Origin of the sequence: Xylophilus sp. Leaf220 (assembly GCF_001421705.1) — a bacterium.
GTDB lineage: Bacteria > Pseudomonadota > Gammaproteobacteria > Burkholderiales > Burkholderiaceae_C > Xylophilus.
Window position 1 is genome coordinate 71,338 of the sequence record NZ_LMKO01000006.1, and the last position, 6,034, is coordinate 77,371.

Genomic DNA, 6,034 nt, shown 5'->3' on the forward strand with positions numbered 1-6,034 from the left:
TCGGCATTGGCGCAAGCCAACCGCCTGACCGACTCCCCCGCGCCCCGCACCGGCGCGCGCTTCCTGCGAAGCCCCTTCCGTTTTCCGCGGTGCGATCCTCGCCCGCCGGCCGTCCGGCCCCGTGCAGACGGCACCGACAGACCCCCGACACCCCCGCCCGGCCGCCCCGCGCCGCGCCACCGCCTGGAGACCCGCCATGCTGCTGATGATCGACAACTACGACAGTTTTACCTACAACATCGTCCAGTACTTCGGTGAACTGGGCGCCGAGGTGCAGGTGGTCCGCAACGACGAGATCACCGTCGACGGCATCGCCGAGCGCATCGCCGCCGGGGTCGACCGGCTGGTGGTCTCGCCCGGCCCCTGCTCGCCGGCCGAGGCGGGCGTGTCGGTGGCGGCGATCCAGGCCTTCGCCGGCAAGCTGCCGATCCTGGGCGTGTGCCTGGGCCACCAGGCGATCGGCGCGGCCTTCGGCGGCACCATCGTCAGGTCCGAGCAGCTGATGCACGGCAAGACCAGCGTCATCACCACCACCCAGCAGGGCGTGTTCTCGGGCCTGCCGGCCCAGTTCACCGTCAACCGTTACCACTCGCTGGCGATCGACAAGGCCGCCCCGCCCGCGGTGCTGGAGGTGACCGCCTGGACCGACGACGGCGAGATCATGGGCGTGCGCCACAAGGAGCTGCCGATCCAGGGCGTGCAGTTCCACCCCGAGTCGATCCTGACCGAGCATGGCCACGCGATGCTCAAAAACTTTTTGGACCAGACGTGACGCGATGCTATCGAATCAGTAGCTAAAAGCCGTTGCAGATAAAAGGCCAGAGCCCCGAAACGTTCATAACAATCACGGAACGCCACCATGTCGATCACCGCCCAGGAAGCGCTGCAGCGCACCATCGAACACCGCGAAATCTTCCACGACGAAATGCTGCACCTGATGCGCATGATCATGCGCGGCGAGCTGTCGCCGGTCATGGCCGCGGCCATCGTGACCGGCCTGCGGGTCAAGAAGGAGACGATCGGCGAGATCACCGCGGCCGCCCAGGTGATGCGCGAGTTCTCGACCAAAGTGCACGTGGCCGATGCGACCCATCTGGTCGACATCGTCGGCACCGGGGGCGACGGATCGCATACCTTCAACATCTCGACCTGCGCGATGTTCGTGGCCGCCGCGGCCGGCGCCAAGGTCAGCAAGCACGGCGGCCGCAGCGTCAGCAGCAAGAGCGGCAGCGCCGACGTGCTGGAGGCCCTGGGCATCGACATCAACCTGCCGCCCGAGGCGATCGCCCGCTGCATCGCCGAGGTGGGCATCGGCTTCATGTTCGCGCCCAACCACCATCCGGCGATGAAGAACGTGGCGCCGGTCCGCAAGGAACTGGGCGTGCGCACCATCTTCAACATCCTGGGCCCGCTCACCAACCCGGCCAGCGCGCCCAACATCCTGATGGGCGTGTTCCACCCCGACCTGGTCGGCATCCAGGTGCGGGCGCTGCAGCGGCTCGGCGCCGAGCATGCGCTGGTGGTCTACGGCAAGGACGGCATGGACGAGGTGAGCCTGGGCGCCGGCACCCTGGTGGGCGAGCTGAAGGACGGCGAGATCACCGAGTACGAAGTTCACCCCGAGGACTTCGGCCTGCCGATGGCCAGCCACCGCGCGCTGAAGGTGGAGACGCCCGAGCAGTCGATGGCGTTGCTGCAGGGCGTGCTGGCGGGCGAGGCCGGCCCGGCGCGCGACATCGTGGCGCTGAACGCCGGTGCCGCGCTCTATGCCGCCAACGTGGCCGGCTCGATCGCCGAAGGGCTGGAAAAAGCCCGCGCCGCGATTGACAGCGGCGCGGCGCGCGGCAAGCTGCAGCAGCTGGTCGAGGCGACCCGCCGGGCCGCCGCCGCGGCGTAACGGCTAGCCCGCTTTGCCGGACGTGCCGGGCAGGGCCGGCGGCATCGGCACCTCGAAGGATTCGCCGATCGCGAAGAACGCGCCGCCGGCCACGTAGTGCAGCGTGCGCAGGCCCGGGTCGGTGCCGTCGCCGTAGTGCCAGTGGCCGTCGGCGAAGACCCGCTCGTCGGCCCAGGCGCCCACCACCTCGGCCAGGAACAGGTCGTAGCGCGCCTGGTTGTGCGGCTCGGGGATCACCCGGCAGGCGAGGCAGGCCACGCTGCCGACGACCATCGGCCAGTCGCGGGCGCCCTCCACCTCCGGCTGCCAGACGTCGAGCCCGGCCAGCGCGAACTTGTCGGGCGCGTCCGCCGTGGAGTCGACGTCGCGTCCCGACCACTGGCCCACCGCCAGCGTCGCCGCGGCCTGCGCCCGGCAGGGTACGTTGAGCGCGAAGCGGCCCGAGGCCTCGACCAGCGCGCGGGTATGGGTGGCCTTGTCGATCACCACCGCCACCTTCGGTGGGTCGAAATCCAGCGCCATGTTCCAGGCGGCGGCCATCACGTTGCGGCGGCCGCCGTGGGCGCTGGTCACCAGCACCGTCGGGCCGTGGTTGAGCAGGCGGTAGGCCTTGGCGAGGGGAACGGGGCGCAGATGGGGGGCGGTGGTGGGCAGGGTCATGCGGCATTGTTGCGTGGCGCGCGGCCGGACGTCGCGGTGCAGGTGCATGGCCCGGCGGGCGGTGCCAGAATCGGCAGGGTCCGCGCATCCGCGCAGCGCGCCGGCTCTCATGAGCCGCGTCCTCCTTTTTTCCATTTGCCGGCGCCTGTTGCCGGCCGCTCCCCATGTCCGACATCCTGAAGAAGATCGTGGCCGTCAAGCACGAGGAAATCGCCGCCGCCCGCAAGCGCCGCCCCCTGGACGCGGTGCGCTTCGACGCCGAATCCCGCGTCCTGACCCGCGATTTCGAGGGCGCGCTGCGCGCCAGGATCGCCGCCGGCCGGCCCGCGGTGATCGCCGAGGTGAAAAAGGCGAGCCCGTCGAAGGGCGTGCTGCGCGAGGAGTTCGTCCCCGCCGACATCGCCCAGAGCTATGCCGAGCACGGCGCCGCCTGCCTGTCGGTGCTGACCGACCAGCAGTTCTTCCAGGGCAGCGTCGACTACCTGAAGCAGGCCCGCGCCTCCTGCGACCTGCCGGTGCTGCGCAAGGACTTCATGGTCGATGCCTACCAGGTCTACGAATCCCGTGCGATGGGTGCCGACGCGATCCTGCTGATCGCCGCGGTGCTCGACGATGCACAGATGGCCGACCTGGAGGCGGTGGCCCGCGGCCTCGACATGGCGGTGCTGGTGGAGGTGCACGACGGCGAGGAACTGCAGCGCGCGCTGAAGCTCCGCACGCCCCTGGTCGGCATCAACAACCGCAACCTGCGCAGCTTCGAGGTGACGCTCGACACCACCCTCGGCCTGCTGGCCGAGGTGCCGAAGGACCGGCTGCTGGTCACCGAATCGGGCATCCTGGCGCAGGAAGACGTGCAGAGGATGCGCGACGCCGGCGTGCACGCGTTCCTGGTGGGCGAGGCCTTCATGCGCGCCAAGGATCCGGGCGTGGCGCTGGCCGCGCTGTTCGGCTGACCGCATCCGCACGAGAAGGCAGGCGCGACATGGCCGACCAACTGCAGAGCTGCGACCCGGCCGACTGGCCGGTGGCGCCCGGATGGCAGCCGCTGGTGGAGGATTTCTTCACCGGGGCCGTGGGCATCAAATTGCTCGATTTCCTGCACCAGCGCCTGGAAGCGGGCGCCGCGATCTTCCCGCCGCAGCCCCTGCGCGCGCTGGAGCTGACGCCGCCCGACGCGGTGCGGGTGGTGATCCTGGGCCAGGACCCGTACCACGGCCGCGGCCAGGCCGAGGGGCTCGCCTTCTCGGTCGCGCCCGGCGTGGCGCTGCCGCCGTCGCTGCGCAACATCTTCAAGGAGCTGCAGCGCGACCTGGGCACGCCCCCGCCGGCGTTTCCCCAGCCCGGCGGCAGCCTGGTCAAGTGGGCGAAGAACGGCGTGCTGCTGCTCAACACCTGCCTGACGGTAGAAGAAGGCCAGGCCGCCAGCCACGCCGGCAAGGGCTGGGAGGTGCTGACCGACGCGGTGATCCGCCATGTGGCCGACGGCGCCCGGCCGGTCGTCTTCATGCTGTGGGGCGCGCACGCCCAGAGCAAGCGGGCGCTGATCGATCCGCAGCGCCACCGGGTGCTGATGGCCAACCACCCGTCGCCGCTGTCTGCGCTGCGGCCGCCCACGCCCTTCATCGGCTGCGGCCATTTCTCGCAGGCGCGGGAGTGGCGCGAACAGCACGGCGCCTGATTTGCTATCGTTTGTATAGCTGCAGGCCGGCGTCGGACGCCGGCTTCAGGCGGTTTTGGCTTGCAATTTTCGCGGTTCGGGCTCGCCGTGGCCCACGTAGTCGCGGCGGATGTCGATCGTGCTGCGCCGGCCCAGGTCGGCGAAGTGCTGCTGCAGCCAGAGCCGCGCCGCATCCTGGCCCTGGCCGAAGAGCCGGTCCATCACCGCGGCATCGGCCGAGAGCTTGCTGGCGGCCGACATCTCGTCCATCGCCGCACCGCCGTCGATCCGGTGCAAGTGCAGTTCCTTGTAGCCTTCGCCTTCCTGCAGCCGGCCCGAGGCCACCAGCCGGTTGATGAAATCGATGCTGCGCATCTGCTGCAGCAGGCTGGCGTTGAATCCCAGCTCGCCGACCCGCTCGGCGATCTCCTGGGGCGTCTGCGGCAGGTGGGCGCGGGAGAGCGGGTTGAGCTGCACCAGCACGATGTCGCGTGCCTGGCAGTGGTCGATCAGCGGGGCCAGCGCCGGGTTGGCCGAGTAGCCCCCGTCCCAGTAGTGCTCCCCGTCGACTTCCACCGCCTGGAACAGCATCGGCAGGCAGGCCGAGGCCATCACCGCCGGCAGCGTGAGGTGCTTGCCATGGAAGATCGCTGCACGGCCGGTCTGCACATGCGTGGCCGAGACGAACACCTGCGGCGACCTGTGGCGGGCGATCGCGTCGAAATCGATCTGCTCTTCCAATAGCCGGCGCAGCGGGTTGATGTCGAGCGGATTGCTCTGGTAGGGCGACAGCCAGCGGCTCATCGCCTCGTTGAAGGCGCCGGTGCCGAGCGGGTCGGCGCGCCAGCCGCCGGTCATCAGCCGCGCGACGCCCTGGGCCATCGAGCCCAGGCTGCCGAGCGCCGCCACGCCGTGCCACACCGCCGCCAGCGCGGCGCGGGCGGCTTCCGCAGCATCGCCGGGCGTGCCGCGGTCGCGCGCCGCGACCGCGAAGCCGTGCGCCATCGCCACCGCGTTGACCGCGCCGGCGCTGGTGCCGCTCAGCCCGTCGAACTGCAGGCGGCCGTCTTCCAGCATGGCGTCGAGCACGCCCCAGGTGAAGGCGCCGTGGGCGCCGCCCCCTTGCAGGGCGAGGCTGATGGGTCGTGGCAGGGTGGGGGCCGCAGCCGTTTCGGCGATGGAGCGCATGGGACATCCGGTTTGTTGCGGTGCAGCATTCTCGCGCTTTCCGGTCGAACGCGTGTTTTTGCTTGCTGCTTGCGGATGCGGCTGGGCGATCTTCAGAAAAGCTGCTATAGTCGTGGATTCACTGGAGGGGTGGCCGAGTGGTTAAAGGCAGCAGACTGTAAATCTGCCCGCTTACGCGTACGCTGGTTCGAATCCAGCCTCCTCCACCAGTGAAAACGCATTGTGGCGCGGTTCGCGTCGCCGCCGATGCGGGAGTAGTTCAATGGTAGAACCCTAGCCTTCCAAGCTAATGACGCGGGTTCGATTCCCGTCTCCCGCTCCACGCGTTTTCGTTGGTTGCAAGTGAATGTCGGGTGTCTGCACTGCAGGCGCCTATGCCCTTTTGGCTCAGTGGTAGAGCACTCCCTTGGTAAGGGAGAGGTCGCGGGTCCGATTCCCGCAAAGGGCACCAGAATCCAAGATGGTGCCGCATCGCCCCCGGCGGTGCATGGTTCGCGTTGTATTTGATCGAGATATTTTTTTCGGAGTCGAAAAAATGGGAAAAGAGAAATTCACACGTACTAAGCCGCACGTCAACGTCGGCACGATCGGTCACGTCGACCACGGCAAGACCACGCTGACGGCGGCGATCG

7 protein-coding genes and 3 tRNA genes are annotated in these 6,034 nt (G+C 69.1%); 8 read left to right on the forward strand and 2 right to left on the reverse strand.

Annotation, left to right across the window (positions count from 1 at the left end; genetic code table 11):
• Nucleotides 1-205 precede the first annotated feature (205 nt).
• Nucleotides 206-772 carry an aminodeoxychorismate/anthranilate synthase component II gene (locus ASE76_RS07560; RefSeq protein WP_201781846.1) on the forward strand — a complete coding sequence of 189 codons (567 nt, stop codon included), beginning with the start codon at nt 206-208 and terminating at the stop codon, nt 770-772.
• An 87-nt stretch (nt 773-859) separates the two neighbouring features.
• Nucleotides 860-1,897 carry an anthranilate phosphoribosyltransferase gene (trpD, locus tag ASE76_RS07565; protein ID WP_055837171.1) on the forward strand — a complete coding sequence of 346 codons (1,038 nt, stop codon included), beginning with the start codon at nt 860-862 and terminating at the stop codon, nt 1,895-1,897.
• Between the two features lie 3 nt (nt 1,898-1,900).
• Here the strand turns inward: trpD and ASE76_RS07570 are convergent, their stop codons facing one another.
• Nucleotides 1,901-2,557 (reverse strand): flavin reductase family protein, encoded by a 657-nt coding sequence (locus tag ASE76_RS07570; protein WP_055837205.1) that lies wholly within the window; start codon nt 2,555-2,557, stop codon nt 1,901-1,903.
• A gap of 164 nt (nt 2,558-2,721) precedes the next feature.
• Here ASE76_RS07570 and trpC point away from each other — a divergent pair, with 164 nt between their 5' ends.
• Entirely contained in the window at nt 2,722-3,510 is a 789-nt protein-coding gene (gene trpC / locus ASE76_RS07575; protein WP_055837174.1) for an indole-3-glycerol phosphate synthase TrpC, read from the forward strand.
• 29 nt (nt 3,511-3,539) lie between these two features.
• The gene (locus ASE76_RS07580; protein WP_055837177.1) at nt 3,540-4,235 is read left to right on the forward strand and encodes a uracil-DNA glycosylase; all 696 of its coding nucleotides are present in this window, start codon (nt 3,540-3,542) and stop codon (nt 4,233-4,235) included.
• Between the two features lie 45 nt (nt 4,236-4,280).
• Here the strand turns inward: ASE76_RS07580 and ASE76_RS07585 are convergent, their stop codons facing one another.
• Entirely contained in the window at nt 4,281-5,402 is a 1,122-nt protein-coding gene (locus ASE76_RS07585) for a patatin-like phospholipase family protein (RefSeq protein WP_055837179.1), read from the reverse strand.
• A 123-nt stretch (nt 5,403-5,525) separates the two neighbouring features.
• On the opposite strand from ASE76_RS07585, the gene ASE76_RS07590 reads away from it, so the two are divergent.
• The 4 genes from ASE76_RS07590 to ASE76_RS19955 form a co-directional block, all read left to right on the forward strand.
• Nucleotides 5,526-5,611, forward strand: a tRNA-Tyr gene (locus ASE76_RS07590).
• Nucleotides 5,612-5,650: 39 nt separating this feature from the next.
• A tRNA-Gly gene (locus ASE76_RS07595) sits at nt 5,651-5,724 on the forward strand.
• Between the two features lie 54 nt (nt 5,725-5,778).
• Nucleotides 5,779-5,853: transfer RNA gene (locus ASE76_RS07600), tRNA-Thr, on the forward strand.
• Nucleotides 5,854-5,937: 84 nt separating this feature from the next.
• A partial coding sequence (locus tag ASE76_RS19955; RefSeq protein WP_082448163.1) for a GTP-binding protein occupies nt 5,938-6,034 on the forward strand: 97 nt, incomplete at its 3' end.

Bases quoted from the DNA above. Each gene is read 5' to 3' on its own strand.
- trpD (WP_055837171.1), top strand. From the start codon at position 860: ATGTCGATCACCGCCCAGGAAGCGCTGCAGCGCACCATCGAACACCGC.
- ASE76_RS07570 (WP_055837205.1), bottom strand. From the start codon at position 2,557: ATGACCCTGCCCACCACCGCCCCCCATCTGCGCCCCGTTCCCCTCGCC.
- ASE76_RS07560 (WP_201781846.1), top strand. From the start codon at position 206: ATGATCGACAACTACGACAGTTTTACCTACAACATCGTCCAGTACTTC.
- ASE76_RS07580 (WP_055837177.1), top strand. From the start codon at position 3,540: ATGGCCGACCAACTGCAGAGCTGCGACCCGGCCGACTGGCCGGTGGCG.
- trpC (WP_055837174.1), top strand. From the start codon at position 2,722: ATGTCCGACATCCTGAAGAAGATCGTGGCCGTCAAGCACGAGGAAATC.
- ASE76_RS07585 (WP_055837179.1), bottom strand. From the start codon at position 5,402: ATGCGCTCCATCGCCGAAACGGCTGCGGCCCCCACCCTGCCACGACCC.